The sequence below is a fragment of the Erwinia amylovora genome, from assembly GCF_017161565.1.
Taxonomy (GTDB): domain Bacteria; phylum Pseudomonadota; class Gammaproteobacteria; order Enterobacterales; family Enterobacteriaceae; genus Erwinia; species Erwinia amylovora.
The window spans coordinates 1,282,548-1,297,132 of the sequence record NZ_CP066796.1; the positions used below are offsets into that span (position 1 = coordinate 1,282,548).

At 57.3% G+C, this 14,585-nt stretch carries 14 protein-coding genes, 1 pseudogene and 1 riboswitch; of the genes and pseudogenes, 13 read left to right on the top strand and 2 right to left on the bottom strand.

From position 1 onward, the window contains the following. Positions 1 to 21: 21 nt before the first annotated feature. Genes bioB through bioD form a run of 4 tightly spaced genes read left to right on the top strand, consistent with a single transcriptional unit; the run spans position 22 to position 3,601 of the window. The gene (bioB, locus tag JGC47_RS06000; RefSeq protein WP_004156730.1) at positions 22 to 1,053 is read left to right on the top strand and encodes a biotin synthase BioB; all 1,032 of its coding nucleotides are present in this window, start codon (positions 22 to 24) and stop codon (positions 1,051 to 1,053) included. Then, the gene (bioF, locus tag JGC47_RS06005) at positions 1,053 to 2,207 is read left to right on the top strand and encodes an 8-amino-7-oxononanoate synthase (RefSeq protein ID WP_004156731.1); all 1,155 of its coding nucleotides are present in this window, start codon (positions 1,053 to 1,055) and stop codon (positions 2,205 to 2,207) included. The genes bioB and bioF overlap by 1 nt, the downstream gene beginning before the upstream one ends. After that, complete coding sequence (gene bioC, locus JGC47_RS06010) at positions 2,188 to 2,940, top strand: malonyl-ACP O-methyltransferase BioC (RefSeq protein WP_004156732.1); 753 nt, start codon at positions 2,188 to 2,190, stop codon at positions 2,938 to 2,940. Before bioF ends, bioC begins: the two co-directional genes overlap by 20 nt. Then, entirely contained in the window at positions 2,933 to 3,601 is a 669-nt protein-coding gene (bioD, locus tag JGC47_RS06015) for a dethiobiotin synthase (protein ID WP_004156736.1), read from the top strand. The genes bioC and bioD overlap by 8 nt, the downstream gene beginning before the upstream one ends. Before the next feature lie 52 nt (positions 3,602 to 3,653). On the opposite strand, the gene JGC47_RS06020 is transcribed toward bioD, so the two are convergent. Then, positions 3,654 to 4,370 carry an ABC transporter ATP-binding protein gene (locus JGC47_RS06020; RefSeq protein WP_004156738.1) on the bottom strand — a complete coding sequence of 239 codons (717 nt, stop codon included), beginning with the start codon at positions 4,368 to 4,370 and terminating at the stop codon, positions 3,654 to 3,656. 913 nt (positions 4,371 to 5,283) lie between these two features. On the opposite strand from JGC47_RS06020, the gene uvrB reads away from it, so the two are divergent. Continuing rightward, positions 5,284 to 7,308 (top strand): excinuclease ABC subunit UvrB, encoded by a 2,025-nt coding sequence (uvrB, locus tag JGC47_RS06025; RefSeq protein WP_004156740.1) that lies wholly within the window; start codon positions 5,284 to 5,286, stop codon positions 7,306 to 7,308. Positions 7,309 to 7,354: 46 nt separating this feature from the next. Here the strand turns inward: uvrB and JGC47_RS06030 are convergent. Beyond that, a pseudogene (locus JGC47_RS06030) lies at positions 7,355 to 8,262 on the bottom strand (gluconeogenesis factor YvcK family protein). 161 nt (positions 8,263 to 8,423) lie between these two features. Further along, a riboswitch (molybdenum cofactor riboswitch) is annotated at positions 8,424 to 8,558 on the top strand. Between JGC47_RS06030 and moaA the strand changes: the two are divergent. The 8 genes from moaA to JGC47_RS06070 all read left to right on the top strand — a co-directional run bounded on the left by moaA (position 8,549) and on the right by JGC47_RS06070 (position 14,377). Next, positions 8,549 to 9,535 carry a GTP 3',8-cyclase MoaA gene (gene moaA / locus JGC47_RS06035; protein WP_004156744.1) on the top strand — a complete coding sequence of 329 codons (987 nt, stop codon included), beginning with the start codon at positions 8,549 to 8,551 and terminating at the stop codon, positions 9,533 to 9,535. Its footprint overlaps the riboswitch before it by 10 nt. A 15-nt stretch (positions 9,536 to 9,550) precedes the next feature. Then, entirely contained in the window at positions 9,551 to 10,066 is a 516-nt protein-coding gene (gene moaB / locus JGC47_RS06040; protein WP_004156746.1) for a molybdenum cofactor biosynthesis protein B, read from the top strand. A 1-nt stretch (position 10,067) separates the two neighbouring features. After that, a complete protein-coding gene (gene moaC, locus JGC47_RS06045) occupies positions 10,068 to 10,553 on the top strand; it encodes a cyclic pyranopterin monophosphate synthase MoaC (RefSeq protein WP_004156747.1) in 486 nt (161 codons plus the stop codon). Then, positions 10,546 to 10,791, top strand: coding sequence for a molybdopterin synthase sulfur carrier subunit (moaD, locus tag JGC47_RS06050; protein ID WP_004156749.1), 246 nt, complete (start codon positions 10,546 to 10,548; stop codon positions 10,789 to 10,791). Before moaC ends, moaD begins: the two co-directional genes overlap by 8 nt. 1 nt (position 10,792) lies before the next feature. After that, a complete protein-coding gene (moaE, locus tag JGC47_RS06055) occupies positions 10,793 to 11,254 on the top strand; it encodes a molybdopterin synthase catalytic subunit MoaE (RefSeq protein WP_004156752.1) in 462 nt (153 codons plus the stop codon). Then, positions 11,251 to 12,339, top strand: a complete 1,089-nt coding sequence (locus JGC47_RS06060; RefSeq protein ID WP_004156753.1) for a DUF1615 domain-containing protein — start codon at positions 11,251 to 11,253, stop codon at positions 12,337 to 12,339. The genes moaE and JGC47_RS06060 overlap by 4 nt, the downstream gene beginning before the upstream one ends. Positions 12,340 to 12,816: 477 nt before the next feature. Further along, positions 12,817 to 13,527 (top strand): Bax inhibitor-1/YccA family protein, encoded by a 711-nt coding sequence (locus JGC47_RS06065; RefSeq protein WP_004156755.1) that lies wholly within the window; start codon positions 12,817 to 12,819, stop codon positions 13,525 to 13,527. Between the two features lie 460 nt (positions 13,528 to 13,987). Then, complete coding sequence (locus JGC47_RS06070) at positions 13,988 to 14,377, top strand: YbhQ family protein (protein WP_004156757.1); 390 nt, start codon at positions 13,988 to 13,990, stop codon at positions 14,375 to 14,377. Positions 14,378 to 14,585 lie beyond the last annotated feature (208 nt).

The following is a 14,585-nucleotide window of genomic DNA, read 5'->3' on the forward strand; positions in this document are numbered from 1 at the left end:
ACAGATTTTTCGGAGCAAGCAATGGCAACACGTTGGACTCTTTCACAGGCGCAGGCGCTGTTTGAACAGCCTTTTCTCGAACTGATGTTCGAAGCCCAGCAGACGCATCGTCAGCATTTTGACCCGCGTCAGGTTCAGGTCAGTACGCTGCTGTCGATCAAAACCGGGGCCTGCCCGGAAGACTGCAAATACTGCCCGCAAAGCGCCCGATACAAAACCGGACTGGAAGCGGAACGGCTGATGGAAGTGGAAGAGGTGCTCAGTTCGGCGCGTAAGGCCAAAGCCGCCGGATCGGGCCGTTTCTGTATGGGAGCCGCGTGGAAGAACCCCCACGAGCGCGATATGCCGCATCTGGAAAAGATGGTGCAGGGGGTAAAGGCAATGGGAATGGAGACCTGCATGACGCTGGGTTCGCTCAGTCAACAGCAGGCGCAGCGGCTGGCGCACGCCGGGCTGGATTTCTATAACCACAACCTTGATACATCGCCGGAGTTTTACGGCAGTATCATCACCACGCGCAGTTATCAGGAGCGCCTCGACACGCTGGGTAAAGTGCGTGAGGCCGGCATCAAGGTCTGTTCCGGCGGTATTGTCGGACTGGGCGAAACGGTGCAGGACCGCGCCGGGCTGCTGGTGCAGCTGGCGAATCTGCCGGAACCCCCCGAAAGCGTACCGATTAATATGCTGGTCAAGGTGAAAGGCACGCCGCTGGCCGATAATGACGACGTCGACCCGTTTGATTTTGTGCGCACCATTGCGGTGGCGCGCATTATGATGCCGCGATCCCATGTTCGTCTCTCCGCCGGACGCGAACAGATGAGCGAACAGACTCAGGCGATGTGCTTTATGGCCGGGGCTAACGCCATTTTTTACGGCTGCAAATTGCTGACCACGCCCAATCCGGCAGAAGATAAAGACCTGCTGCTGTTTCGCAAGCTGGGTCTTAATCCACAGCACAGCACGACGCAAAGCGGGGACAACGCGCAGCAGCAGGCGCTGACCGCCCGTTTGCTCAATGCCGACAGCGAACTGTTTTACAACGCGGCGCGGTGATGAGCTGGTCAGCGCGTATTGAACAGGCGCTCGTCAGGCGCCGCCTGAGCGGACAGTATCGCCAGCGTCAGGTCAGCCAGCAGGGAGATGCCCGCACGTTGAACGTGGCGGGGCGTGATTATCTCAATTTTTCCGCTAATGATTACCTGGGGCTTAGCCATGACGGGCGCATCGTCAGTGCCTGGCAGCAGGGGGCAGAGCGCTACGGCGTCGGTGCCGGGGGATCGACGCATGTCACCGGTTACCGAAACCCACAGGCGCAGCTGGAACAGCAGCTGGCCGACTGGCTTGGCTACCCGCGCGCGCTGCTGTTTATCTCCGGTTTTGCCGCTAACCAGGCGGTAATCGCGGCGATGATGGAAAAAAAAGACCGTATCTTCGCCGATAAGCTATGCCACGCTTCGCTGCTGGAAGCCGCCAGCCTGAGTCCGGCAACGCTGCGCCGTTTCACTCATAATCAGCCGTCTGCGCTGGCAAAGCTGCTGGTGCATAAAAGTGAGGGAGAAACGCTGGTGGTGACGGAAGGCGTGTTCAGCATGGACGGCGACCGCGCCCCGCTGAAGTCGCTTCACCAACTTGCCCAGGCACACGATGGCTGGCTGCTGGTGGATGACGCACATGGCGTGGGCGTGTGCGGCGAGCAGGGGCGCGGCAGCTGCTGGCAGCAGGGCGTGCGGCCTGAACTGCTGATTGTCACCTTTGGCAAAGCGTTTGGCGTCAGCGGCGCAGCGCTGCTGTGCGATGACGCCACCGCCGAATATCTGTTGCAGTTTGCCCGCCACCTGATCTACAGCACCGCTATGCCGCCCGCTCAGGCCTGTGCCATCCGGGCGGCATTGGGCTGCATTCAGCAGGGGGACGATCTGCGCCAGCAGCTGGCGGCCAATATCACCCGCTTTCGCCAGGGGGGGCAGGGGCTGCGCTGGCCGCTGGCGGCGTCCGACAGCGCCATTCAGCCGCTCATCGTCGGTGATGAGCAGCAAGCGTTGAGGCTGGCACAGCGGCTGCGTGACAGCGGCTTCTGGGTGAGTGCCATGCGTCCACCGACCGTGCCACCCGGAACGTCGCGCATGCGTATTACGCTGAGCGCCGCCCACCGGGCAGATGATATTGACCGGCTGATCGAGGCATTGCATGCAACAGACGGTAAATAAACAGGCGATAGCGGCGGCGTTTGGCCGTGCCGCTCGCAGCTATAACCAGCATGCAGAGCTGCAGCGCCAGTGCGGCGAGCGGCTGCTGCAACATGCCCGTCCCGGCATTGCGCTACAGGTACTTGACGCAGGCTGCGGCACAGGCTGGTTCAGCCGGCGCTGGCGCGCTGACGGGCATCGGGTTACCGCGCTCGATCTGTCAGAAAAAATGTTACAGCAGGCGCGGGAAAATCAGGCGGCGGACTGCTATCAGAGCGGCGACATCGAAGCGTTACCCTTTGCCGACGCCCGTTTTGACCGCTGCTGGAGCAATCTGGCCGTCCAGTGGTGCAGCGACCTGTCTCAGGCGCTGCGTGAACTGCGGCGCGTGACGAAACCGGGCGGGCAGGTGCTGTTTTCAACCCTGACGGAGGGATCGCTGAATGAAGTCAGTGCGGCCTGGCAGTACCTCGGGCGCAGTGCACCGCTCAACCGTTTTGCCAGCCTGCCGGTGATTGAGCAGGCGGCGGCCGGCATGATGCTGGCAAGCTATACGTTGACCCTGGCATTCCCGGACGTGCAGAGCGCGCTGCGTTCGCTGAAGGGGATTGGCGCAACCCATCTGCATCAGGGGCGCCCGGACAGCATGCTCAGTCGGCGCGAGCTGCAACGGCTGGAGCAGGTCTGGCAGCGCGATGCGCGCGGCTGCCTGCTGAGTTATCAACTGGTATCAGGAGTGATTGAATGTGAGTAAACGTTGGTTTGTCACCGGGACCGATACGGAAGTGGGCAAAACCGTTGCCAGCTGTGCGCTACTGCAGGCGGCCGGGGCGGCGGGCTATCGCTGTGCAGGCTATAAACCGGTGGCCTCCGGCTGTGAGATGACCGCGCAGGGCTTGCGTAACGAAGATGCGCTGGCGTTGCAGAAATACAGCCGCGTGCGCTTGCCGTATGAGATGGTCAATCCGCTGGCATTTGCCGAGCCGACTTCACCGCATATTATCAGCGCGGAGCAGCAGCGCCCCATTGCCGCCAGTCAGCTCTCCGCCGGGCTGGCGGCGGTAGCCGAACAGGCCGACTGGGTGTTAACCGAAGGAGCAGGCGGGTGGTTTACGCCACTTTCTGCGAGCTTCACCTTCGCTGACTGGGTGGTACAACAGCAGCTGCCGGTGATCCTGGTGGTGGGGGTTAAGCTGGGATGCATTAACCACGCGCTACTGACCGCGCAGGCGGTGCTGTCGGGGGGGTTACCGCTGGCAGGCTGGATAGCTAACGGGATCCAGCCCGCAGGCAGACGGCATCGCGAATATCTGGCCACCCTGAACGCGCTGATAGCCGCGCCCTGTCTGGGTGAAATCCCCCATCTGGCTGGGGACAGGCGGGACAACCTCGGCGCATACCTCACTCTGCCATAATCCTCGCCAGATCACGGGGGAAACGGCCCGTGCAGCTGGCTGGCGGTGACGATCACACCGCCAGCCACGTATTGACCACGCGGTCATCGAGCAGCGCCACTTTGCCGTGAGCCACATTACGTCCCCGATGCAGCAACAGAAAATAGTCGGCTACGCGACGGATAAACGACAGGCGCTGCTCCAGCAGCAGGATGGTCATACCAAATTCGTGATTCAGTCGGTGGATCAAATTCCCCATCTCCTCTTCCAGCCACGGCGACATGCCTTCCGTGGGTTCATCCAGAATCAGCAGTCTGGGCTGCAACACCAGGGCACGCGCCAGCGCCAGCTGCTGCTGCTGGTCGATGGGTAGCTCACCGCTGCGCTGGTGGCGCAATGACCACAGCGCCGGAAACAGGTCATAAACCCTCTTCGGGATCGCCTGATGGCACGCCATACCGGCACCGGCTAACAGGGCGATTTGCAGATTCTCTTCAACGCTCATCTGAGAGAAAATGTGCCGCCCCTGTGGCACATAACCGATCCCCAGCGAGGCGCGGGTTTCCACCGGTTGCAGCAGCAGGTCCTGAGGCGGCCCGCTGATACCCTGCCAGGTCATGGAGCCGCTGTTGATCGGCAGATGTCCCATAATGCAGTTTACCAGCGTGGTTTTCCCCATGCCTTGCCGCCCGAGGATCCCGGTGCAGGTGCCGGGTTCAAGCTCCAAATCGACGTCCCACAAAATGTGGTTCTGCCCGTAAAACTGATTGACTGAACGTAAACTGAGCATCTGACACTCTCCTCCAGAAAGTTTTAGATCGCACCTGCTGCTTACGCTCTTTGTCGTATGGCAAACAGTCCGGCGTACCGTTAACAACCGTTCGGCTTAATGCTTCTTGCTGTGGTGTTATCAAGCATCAGGCCTTGCAGCTAAATCAATGTCCTCAAAATAACTATGCAATCATCAGGCCAGGTGAGTTTTGCGGCCGGGTTTACGCGATGCCTGCACCATTCCACCGGCTATTGGTGAGCGCAGCTAAACTATTCAGCGGGATAAAAGGCTTTTTGCACCGGGGCAGTGCCAGCGGCTAATCAGTGATGGTGCAAGTCGCTTACCCGGTGGCAAGCAGCCTGTACAATGTGCCATCACAGAAAAGAGGCGGGCAAAACGCGTTTCTCTGCACGACTGCGTGCCGGCGGTGCAAAAAAAACGGCAGAAAAAAATATTTGCCGGGCTTAACCCTGCCTGGGGATGAGTTATACACATCAAGCGCCTCAAGCGCTGTAAACAGTTATCCACCATTCCTGTGGATAACCTTGTGTATTAGGCGATGAAAACCTGTAGGATACGAGAGCGGACGCGGCTTTGCTCCGGGTTGGTGCGAAACTCGGCTTTAATGAATAAATACTTCAAATCAACTGGTTAGATAAAATCAATCATGCCAGGCTGATGTAATCGATTGGTAAAGACTTTCATGCCGGCACGCTTGACAAAATGTAAAACCTGAACCCTGTTGGGGATAACCCCTTCGCTTAGCCGGTTCAGCCCTTAACGCAATGCCCGGTCATTCAGCGGCATTAACCGATAAAGCGTCATCATGCTGTATAGCTGTGATTATATCCAGTGTTTTTTGCTGGCAAAATCGTCAGGGCCGGGTAGAATGAGATCCCGGTTCGTGTCCATCTTCATCAGGTAGCCTGAAATGAGCAAAGTCTTCAAACTCAACTCCGAATTTAAACCCGCTGGCGATCAGCCGGAGGCTATCCGTCGCCTGGAAGAGGGGCTGGAAGACGGTCTGGCGCATCAAACCCTGCTCGGCGTGACCGGTTCGGGTAAAACCTTTACCGTGGCAAATGTCATTGCCGACCTGAATCGCCCAACGATGGTGCTGGCTCCGAACAAAACGCTGGCGGCGCAGCTGTACGGCGAAATGAAAGAGTTTTTTCCGGATAATGCGGTAGAGTATTTCGTCTCTTATTACGACTACTATCAGCCGGAAGCTTACGTTCCCAGTTCGGACACCTTTATCGAAAAAGATGCTTCGGTGAATGAACACATCGAGCAGATGCGCCTGTCGGCCACCAAAGCGCTGCTGGAACGGCGTGACGTGGTGGTGGTGGCATCAGTATCGGCGATTTACGGCCTCGGTGACCCCGATCTCTATCTGAAAATGATGCTGCACCTGACGCGCGGCATGGTGATTGACCAGCGTGCCATTCTGCGCCGGCTGGCGGAGCTGCAATATGCGCGCAACGACCAGGCCTTCCAGCGCGGTACGTTCCGCGTACGCGGGGAGGTTATCGATATCTTCCCGGCGGAGTCTGATGATTATGCGCTGCGCGTGGAGCTGTTCGACGAAGAGGTAGAACGGCTGTCCATTTTTGATCCGCTGACCGGTCAGATCGAATCGGTGATCCCGCGGTATACCATCTATCCCAAAACTCACTACGTGACGCCGCGTGAGCGCCTCCTGCAGGCGATGGAAGAGATCAAAGAAGAGCTGGTGGAACGGAAAAAGGTGCTGCTGGATAACAACAAACTGCTGGAAGAGCAGCGCCTGAGTCAGCGCACCCAGTTTGATCTTGAAATGATGAACGAGCTGGGCTACTGCTCCGGGATTGAAAACTACTCGCGCTATCTGTCCGCTCGCGGGCCGGGCGAAGCGCCCCCCACGCTGTTTGACTATCTGCCCGCCGACGGCCTGCTGGTGATTGATGAATCCCACGTCACTATTCCGCAAATTGGCGGCATGTACCGTGGCGACCGGGCGCGCAAAGAAACGCTGGTGGAGTACGGTTTCCGTCTGCCGTCAGCGCTGGATAACCGCCCGATGAAGTTTGAAGAGTTTGAAGCGCTTGCGCCGCAGACTATCTACGTTTCCGCCACGCCGGGAAATTACGAACTGGAGAAATCGGGTGGCGAGGTGATCGACCAGGTGGTGCGTCCTACCGGCCTGCTCGACCCGATCGTTGAAGTGCGTCCGGTGGGAACTCAGGTGGACGATCTGCTCTCTGAAATCCGCCAGCGCGTGGCAATTAACGAACGCGTGCTGGTCACGGTGCTGACCAAACGCATGGCGGAGGATTTAACCGAATACCTCACAGAGCACGGTGAGCGGGTGCGCTATCTGCATTCGGACATTGATACCGTAGAGCGCGTGGAAATTATTCGCGATCTGCGTCTGGGTAAGTTTGACGTGCTGGTGGGGATCAACCTGCTGCGTGAAGGGCTGGATATGCCTGAAGTGTCGCTGGTGGCCATCCTCGACGCGGACAAAGAGGGCTTCTTGCGTTCCGAGCGTTCCCTGATCCAGACGATTGGCCGTGCTGCGCGTAATCTTAACGGTAAGGCGATCCTCTACGGCGACAAAATCACTCCTTCGATGGCGCGCGCGATTGGCGAAACCGAACGTCGCCGTGAAAAGCAGCAGCTGCACAATCAAGAACACGGTATTGTCCCGCAAGGCCTGAACAAGAAAATATCCGATATTCTTGAGCTGGGTCAGGGGCTGGCGAAGAACAAAGCCAAGCCGCGTAACATGAAAGGGCGCAGTATTGTGGAAGACGATCCGGCCTTTGTCGATCTGTCGCCGCTGGGGCTGCAAAAGCGCATTCACCAGCTGGAAGCACAGATGCAGCAACATGCACAGAATCTGGAATTTGAAGAGGCCGCCCAGGTTCGCGACCAGCTGCATCAGGTGCGCGAGCTGTTTATCGCCGCGTCCTGATAAGCGCCGTTCCTCTCACCGGGGCTTTCCGCCGCAGCAACGGCCGTTACCCCATCGACTGCACTGCCCGCTCCAGTGCCATGCGCAACAGCTGGCGATCATGACGGTAGGGGATATCCGCTGCTTCCAGCGGCTGCTGGAATACCAGGCGCTGCTCAAGCCGGGCGCTGTCAGCGCATGGCCCAAGCAGCAGAGCATCAATCACCTGTTTCCCTATCACTTTTTCCATCATTTCCAGTTTTTTCACTGTGGTCATTCCGGCTGCCGCCGGACTCAGTTCTTTACCCAGATTGCCAATGAAAACCATCGTCGCCGGGGTGCGGCGCAGCGCCTGTGCAATCTCCGGCAGCAGCAGCACCGGCATCAGGCTGGTAAAGAAACTGCCGGGGCCGATAAGGATCAGGTCGGCCTGGCCAATCGCCTCTACCGCTTCACGCGTGGCGCTCACCGCCGGGGAGAGCATCAGCTCCTGTGGCGGCATCGCCATCAGGTCAATGTCCGTTTCGCCAAAGATCAGCTGCCCGTCAGTGTCCCGTGCAACCAGATCAACCGGCTGTTCGGACATCGGGATCAGGAACGCGTCGACCTTCAGCAGATTACGGATCAAATTAATTGCCTCTAAAGGCCGCACGCTGAGATGGTCGAGTGCTTTCAACATCAGATTGCCGAGGTTATGTCCTGCCAGTTCGCCACTGCCGTTGAAGCGGTATTCGAACATTGCCGATGCCACGCCGGGTTTGGCAATTAACTGATTCAGGCAGTTACGCATGTCTCCCCAGGCAATCCCCCCTCGGAGCGCCGGATGCGCCCGGTGGAGCCGCCGTTATCCGTGGTGGTAACGATGCCGGTCAGGCGGGAACCCAGAGGTGACAGGGCGGACATTACGCGGCCCAGCCCGTGTCCACCTCCTAAGGCCACCACGCGATCGAGGTCAGCTAAAGTGCGATTGCGCATCCTGTTTCCCTGTGGTTATCAACCGATTGTTGCGGCATATTTTACGCTATCCGGCAGGGAAATGGGGTTAAAATTCGCTATATATCAAAATATATAGCGGAACTCTGTTCTGGTAACCTTACACCATTAGCGTTAACATTCCCGCACCACGGTTTGCCGATGTCGGCATACCGCACTTAAGCCCTGATACCTGTGTCCCACGGATATGGTGTCCTGGCCGCAGCCATCGCGCTGCCAGGGTGCAGAAAGAAATGCCTGCATCTCCCGTTTTGGAAAGGTGTCACCCGTGTCACAATTTACTGATAACTTCGCGCGCAGATTCTACTATCTGCGTCTGTCGATCACCGACGTGTGTAACTTTCGTTGCACTTACTGTCTACCCAATGGCTATCAACCCCAGGGCGCGCAAAATAAAAGCTTCCTGACGCTGAATGAGATCAGGCGCGTTACGCGTGCGTTCGCCGCTGCCGGCACTGAAAAAGTGCGTCTGACGGGGGGCGAGCCATCCATGCGCCGTGATTTTACCGAGATTATCGCTGCGGTGCGTGAAAATACCGCCATTCGCCAGCTGGCGGTGACCACCAACGGTTACCGCCTGCAACGCGACGTGGCGCGCTGGCGCGCTGCCGGACTGAACGCGCTCAACGTAAGCATCGACAGCCTGGATGCGCGCCAGTTTCACGCCATCACCGGGCAGGATAAATTCGATCAGGTGATGCGCGGCATCGATGCGGCCTTCGACGCTGGCTTCAGCAAAGTCAAGGTCAACACCGTATTGATGCGTGACGTCAATCACCAAAGCCTGGAAACCTTTCTCGACTGGATCCGTCCCCGGCCCATCCAGCTCCGCTTTATTGAGCTGATGGAAACCGGCGACGGCGGAGCGCTGTTTCGTCAACACCATATTTCCGGCAGCGTTATCCGCCAACGCCTGTTGCAGCAGGGCTGGGTTCTCCAGAAGCGCGTGCGCAGCGATGGCCCGGCGCAGGTCTTCCGCCATCAAGACTATCTGGGTGAGATTGGCCTGATTATGCCTTATGAAAAAGAGTTCTGTGCCAGCTGTAATCGTTTGCGCGTCTCGGCCACGGGCAACCTGCATCTGTGCCTGTTCGGCGACGGCGGCGTGCCGCTAAGAGATTTGCTGGCGCATGACGGCCAGCAGGCGGAGCTGCAGGCGCGTATAGCCGGCAGTCTGGCGACGAAAAAACAGACGCATTTTCTGCATCAGGGCAATACCGGTATGACCCAAAATCTCTCATTTATCGGCGGTTAAGCTAAGGACCTGATAATGGCAAAAGGCAGCAGCGATTTTATCCCCCTTAACGTGGCGGTGATGACCGTATCCGATCGACATAGCGCCGACAGCGACAGTTCCGGCAGCTATCTGCAAGAGGCGCTGGCCGCGGTGGGACATCAGGTGCTGGATCGTGCAATTGTCCCGGACAACCGTTACCGTATTCGCGCAGTGGTTTCCAGCTGGATTGCCAGCACGGATGTGCAGGTGGTGCTGATTAATGGCGGCACCGGTTTCAATGACACAAACGCTACCCCGGAGGCGATCGGGCCATTGTTCGATCGTGAGGTTGCCGGGTTCGGCGAACTGTTCCGCATGATCTCCTGGGAGGATATCGCCACCTCAACCCTGCAATCGCGCGCGCTGGCCGGTATCGCTAACGGTACGCTGATTTTCGCTATTCCCGGTTCAACCGCTGCCTGCCAGCTTGCCTGGGAACGCATTATTCAGCACCAGCTTGATGCCCGTACCCGCCCCTGTCATTTTGTCTCGCATTTGAAGAAAACGTAATATGCCCCAGTTGACTCACATTAATGCTGCCGGAGAGGCGCATATGGTGGATGTTTCCACCAAACCAGAAAGCGTACGCGAAGCGCGTGCAGAGGCGTTTGTGGTGATGCACCCGCAGACGCTGCAAATGATTATTGACGGCAGCCATCATAAAGGCGATGTGTTTGCCACCGCGCGCATTGCGGGTATTCAGGCGGCAAAGCGCACCTGGGAGCTGATCCCGCTGTGCCATCCGCTGCTGTTAAGTAAGGTTGAAGTCACGCTTAGCGCCGATCCGTCCCGCCATCGGGTGCGAATCGAATCACTGTGTCGCCTGAGCGGTAAAACCGGAGTCGAGATGGAAGCGCTGACGGCGGCTTCGGTCGCCGCTCTGACCATTTACGACATGTGCAAAGCGGTGCAGAAGGATATCACCATTGAGCAGTGCCGGTTACTGAGTAAAAGCGGCGGCAAATCGGGTGATTTTCAGGCGGTGCCTTATGATTAACGTGCTGTTTTTTGCCCAGGTGCGTGAACTGGTCGGTACCGACGGGCTACAGGTGAGCGCAGAATACGCCGATGTTGAAGCGCTGCGCCGCCAGCTGGCAGAGAAGGGGGAACGCTGGGCGCTGGCGCTGGGATCCGGTATGCTTCTGGCGGCCGTGAATCAGACGCTGGTGTCGCTGCAGCATCCGCTGCGCGCCGGGGACGAAGTGGCATTTTTCCCTCCCGTGACCGGAGGTTAAAATGGAAACGCGAATCAGAGTGGGCCATGCGCCCTTCAGTATTGCTGATGAGCATCAGTGGCTTTCTGCCTCCGATCTGGACGGCGCGGTAGTGACCTTTACCGGTAAGGTGCGTAACCACAATCTGGGTGACGATGTCAGCGCGCTGACGCTGGAACACTACCCCGGCATGACGGAGAAAGCGCTGGCGGCGATTGTTGCAGAGGCACGCCTGCAATGGCCGATGCAGCGGGTCACGGTGATCCACCGTATTGGCGAGCTATTCCCCGGCGATGATATCGTGCTGGTAGGCGTCAGTGGCGTTCATCGCGCTGCCGCCTTCGCCGCTGCTGAATTTATCATGGATCAGCTGAAAACACGCGCCCCGTTCTGGAAGCGTGAAGCCACCGCCGGCGGCCAGCGCTGGGTTGCTGCACGCGACAGCGATCGGCAGGCCGCCGCCCGTTGGAAAGGAAATCAATGAACCGTTCTCTGCAAAAACTCACTGTTCCGCTGGCGCTGCTGCTGGCAAGCTGTAGTCATCATCCGTCAGACAATGCCTCTGCACCACGCCCCGCCGAGGTTAAAGCGCAGATTGCCCGTTTGCTTCCTGAAGGGGTGAGCGACCGCCAGGGGTGGGCGGGGGATATTTATGTGGCATTCAACGGCCAGAACCTCCCTCCATCCGTCAGCAACCTGTGCGCGGTGATTGCCGTCACCGGGCAGGAGTCGAATTTCAGCGCTGATGCGGCGGTAACCGGTTTACCCAAAATCGCCTGGGGAGAAATCGACCGCCGCGCCGCACAGCACCATATCCCGTCATTCCTGGTACGCACCGCGCTGCTTTTCAAATCCCCTACCGGTAAAAGCTATGCCGACCGGCTGGATCATGTCAAAAGCGAAAAGGAGCTGAGCGCGGTATTTGATGATCTCATTGACATGGTACCGATGGGGCAGAAGCTGTTTGGCCATCTGAACCCGATCCATACCGGTGGGCCGATGCAGGTCAGCATTGCCTTTGCCGAGTCTCACGCGAAAGACTATCCCTACCCGGTAGATGGCTCCATCCGGCGCGAGGTCTTTACCCGACGTGGTGGCTTGTGGTTTGGCACCATGCATCTGCTGGCTTACCCGGCAAACTACTCCACGCCGCTGTATCGCTTTGCCGACTTCAACGCCGGCCGGTATGCCAGCCGCAATGTCGCCTTCCAGGCCGCCGTGTCTCGCCTCAGTGGTATTAAGCTGGCGCTGGACGGTGACCTGATCAACTACGGTTCTGACAGCGCCGGAGGGACCGAAAAGGCCGTGCGTCTGCTGGGTAAACGGCTGGATCACAGCGACCGGGCCATTCGCCGGGCGCTGGAAAAAGGGGACAGCGATGACTTCGACAAAACCGATCTGTGGCAAGCGGTATTTGCCCTGGCCGATAAGGACGCTGGCAAAAAGTTACCGCGTGAAATGTTGCCGGGTATCAAGCTGGAAAGCCCGAAAATTACGCGTAATCTCACCACCGCGTGGTTTGCCCAGCGCGTCAATAGCCGTTACCAGAAATGTTTATCACGTCACTGAATCATTTTTCGCCGGGCCGACGGTCAGGAGCAACAGGAGCTGTGCCAGGCGCAGCCCGGATGATAAGAAAATAACAACTGATTTAACTGTGAACTGACGAGCATAAAAAGCTGGCCACGGCATGGTGCCAGCTTTCTACGGAGCTTATTCAGCAGTGATTGTCATGTGTATCTATAACCAAACCGGCTGCTGTGGAAATTCCACTTCTTAATTCACTACCGTCGGCGTATCGCTTATTGTGCCGTCCCGGCAGCGTAAAAAGGTTGTGCGATGGCTTGTGGTTTGAACGAAAAAAACGCTGGATCTGTCGCCGAAATCGCTAAGATATATAGCAGCTTTGTACTCACTGCCTTTCCCCCTTCAATCGCATAATTGACAGCGTTCGGCGTGGTTGAAGGGTGGTGCAGGAAGTCGGTATATGCCAGACTGAGAAAAGGATTACACTGTATTTTCATTCAACCATTTAAGGGGGGCATCATGGATAGATATCCACGTTCTCAAGATTCAATCGTTCAACGTGCCGGCAGCGGCATTTCGGTATATATGGCCCAGGTCTATGGCTGGATGACATGCGGTTTGCTGCTGACGGCATTTATCTCCTGGTATGCTGCGAATACGCCAGCGGTCATGCAGCTGGTATTTGCTAACCGCATCACCTTCTTTGGCCTGATTATTGTTCAGCTGGGGCTGGTTTTTGTCCTGTCTGGTATGGTGCATAAACTTAGTGGGGCCGTGGCCACCGGGCTGTTTATGCTTTACTCGGCGCTGACCGGGCTGACCATGGCCAGCATTTTCCTTGTGTATACCTCTTCGTCGATTGCCAGCACCTTTGTGGTGACCGGCGGGATGTTTGGTGCCATGAGTCTGTGGGGTTATACCACCAAACGTGACCTGAGCGGCATGGGCAGCATGCTATTTATGGCACTTATTGGCATTGTGCTGGCATCACTGGTCAATATCTGGCTAAAAAGCACGGCGCTGATGTGGGCTGTGACCTATATCGGAGTAGTGGTGTTTGTCGGACTGACGGCGTATGACACGCAAAAGCTGAAAAACATCGGTGAAGGGATCAACGTTGAAGATAAAGAGAATATGCGTCGCTACTCTATAATGGGGGCGCTGACGCTGTATCTCGACTTCATCAACCTGTTCCTGATGCTGCTGCGTATTTTCGGCAACCGCCGTTAATCGATGGTCACTTAAGCCAGATTGCCTGTCAACGCGGTGAGTGACGGCTATGACGTGTTGCTCACCGAACTGCTCCATCCCCGTCTGGCCAGTCAAATCTGTTTGGTGCAGTGTTTGCCCTGATACACGCCAATCCTGACCTATCCTCGTTTCCTCTTGGCGCAAAACTATTGCCGCCGCTGCCGGGCGGGCAGCAGCCAGCGGTAACCTGATAGAAACTCATCGAGGCGTTCGCAGCCGGGACTTAAATTGAAAATTCCCCAGGCTTTTGTGGCATACTGTCGGCACTCTTGCTTTTAACCAGTGAAAGAAAGAGTGTAGTCTTGGTCACAAAACCGGGTAGTGCGCGCGTTCTTTATACGGCATTCACCTAAAACTACGTTAGTCTGAGGTAATACGTTACTGACTGGTTTCGGTAACCCGCTTGAGCGACCTTTGTCGGGTCTGCCAGGAGAAACAGATGAAATGGTCCCATCGTATTCAGATTGTCACCGGACAAAACTGCGTACATATTGCACTGCACCTGCTGCTGATCGCCGCGCTGGTGTGGGGCTGGAAACATCAGGCGCTGTTACAGGTCAGCACTGTTTTACTGACGCTGTATGCCGGCGTATTTTCAGCCATGTTGCTGACCCAGCGCCGGCCGCATCTGCGGCGTATCGGTGATTTCCTTGAAGATGTCACCACCACTTACTACTTCGGTGCCGCGATGATGGTGCTGCTGGTACTGTCCCGAATCGTCCACAATAACCTGCTGCTTGTTGCAGTCGGCGTGGTGATGCTGGCCGGGCCGGCACTGGTTTCGCTGCTGGTGAAAGAGCGCTCACAGCCGCCCCAGCGTCCACGCTAGTTACCTTTAGGGCCACCTCGCTGGCCCGTTTATATTGTCACATACCTTAAGCGCTTTCAGCCGCACGGAGCATTGTGCTTTTTGGCCTGTCGATCAATTTCTCATAATACTGGCAATAATAACTGCCTTTAACGCGTTGGGGTCTGCTATAATCAGCACCTTATGCACCGTGGTTTGTGCTGTCATTCAAGCGTCAGGAATGATCCTG

Excerpts from the sequence above, each read along its gene's own strand:
- bioC (WP_004156732.1), top strand. The coding sequence starts at position 2,188 with ATGCAACAGACGGTAAATAAACAGGCGATAGCGGCGGCGTTTGGCCGT.
- moaE (WP_004156752.1), top strand. The coding sequence starts at position 10,793 with ATGGAAACGCGAATCAGAGTGGGCCATGCGCCCTTCAGTATTGCTGAT.
- bioF (WP_004156731.1), top strand. The coding sequence starts at position 1,053 with ATGAGCTGGTCAGCGCGTATTGAACAGGCGCTCGTCAGGCGCCGCCTG.
- JGC47_RS06070 (WP_004156757.1), top strand. The coding sequence starts at position 13,988 with ATGAAATGGTCCCATCGTATTCAGATTGTCACCGGACAAAACTGCGTA.
- moaC (WP_004156747.1), top strand. The coding sequence starts at position 10,068 with ATGCCCCAGTTGACTCACATTAATGCTGCCGGAGAGGCGCATATGGTG.
- JGC47_RS06020 (WP_004156738.1), bottom strand. The coding sequence starts at position 4,370 with ATGCTCAGTTTACGTTCAGTCAATCAGTTTTACGGGCAGAACCACATT.
- JGC47_RS06060 (WP_004156753.1), top strand. The coding sequence starts at position 11,251 with ATGAACCGTTCTCTGCAAAAACTCACTGTTCCGCTGGCGCTGCTGCTG.
- bioB (WP_004156730.1), top strand. The coding sequence starts at position 22 with ATGGCAACACGTTGGACTCTTTCACAGGCGCAGGCGCTGTTTGAACAG.
- uvrB (WP_004156740.1), top strand. The coding sequence starts at position 5,284 with ATGAGCAAAGTCTTCAAACTCAACTCCGAATTTAAACCCGCTGGCGAT.
- JGC47_RS06065 (WP_004156755.1), top strand. The coding sequence starts at position 12,817 with ATGGATAGATATCCACGTTCTCAAGATTCAATCGTTCAACGTGCCGGC.
- moaD (WP_004156749.1), top strand. The coding sequence starts at position 10,546 with ATGATTAACGTGCTGTTTTTTGCCCAGGTGCGTGAACTGGTCGGTACC.
- moaB (WP_004156746.1), top strand. The coding sequence starts at position 9,551 with ATGGCAAAAGGCAGCAGCGATTTTATCCCCCTTAACGTGGCGGTGATG.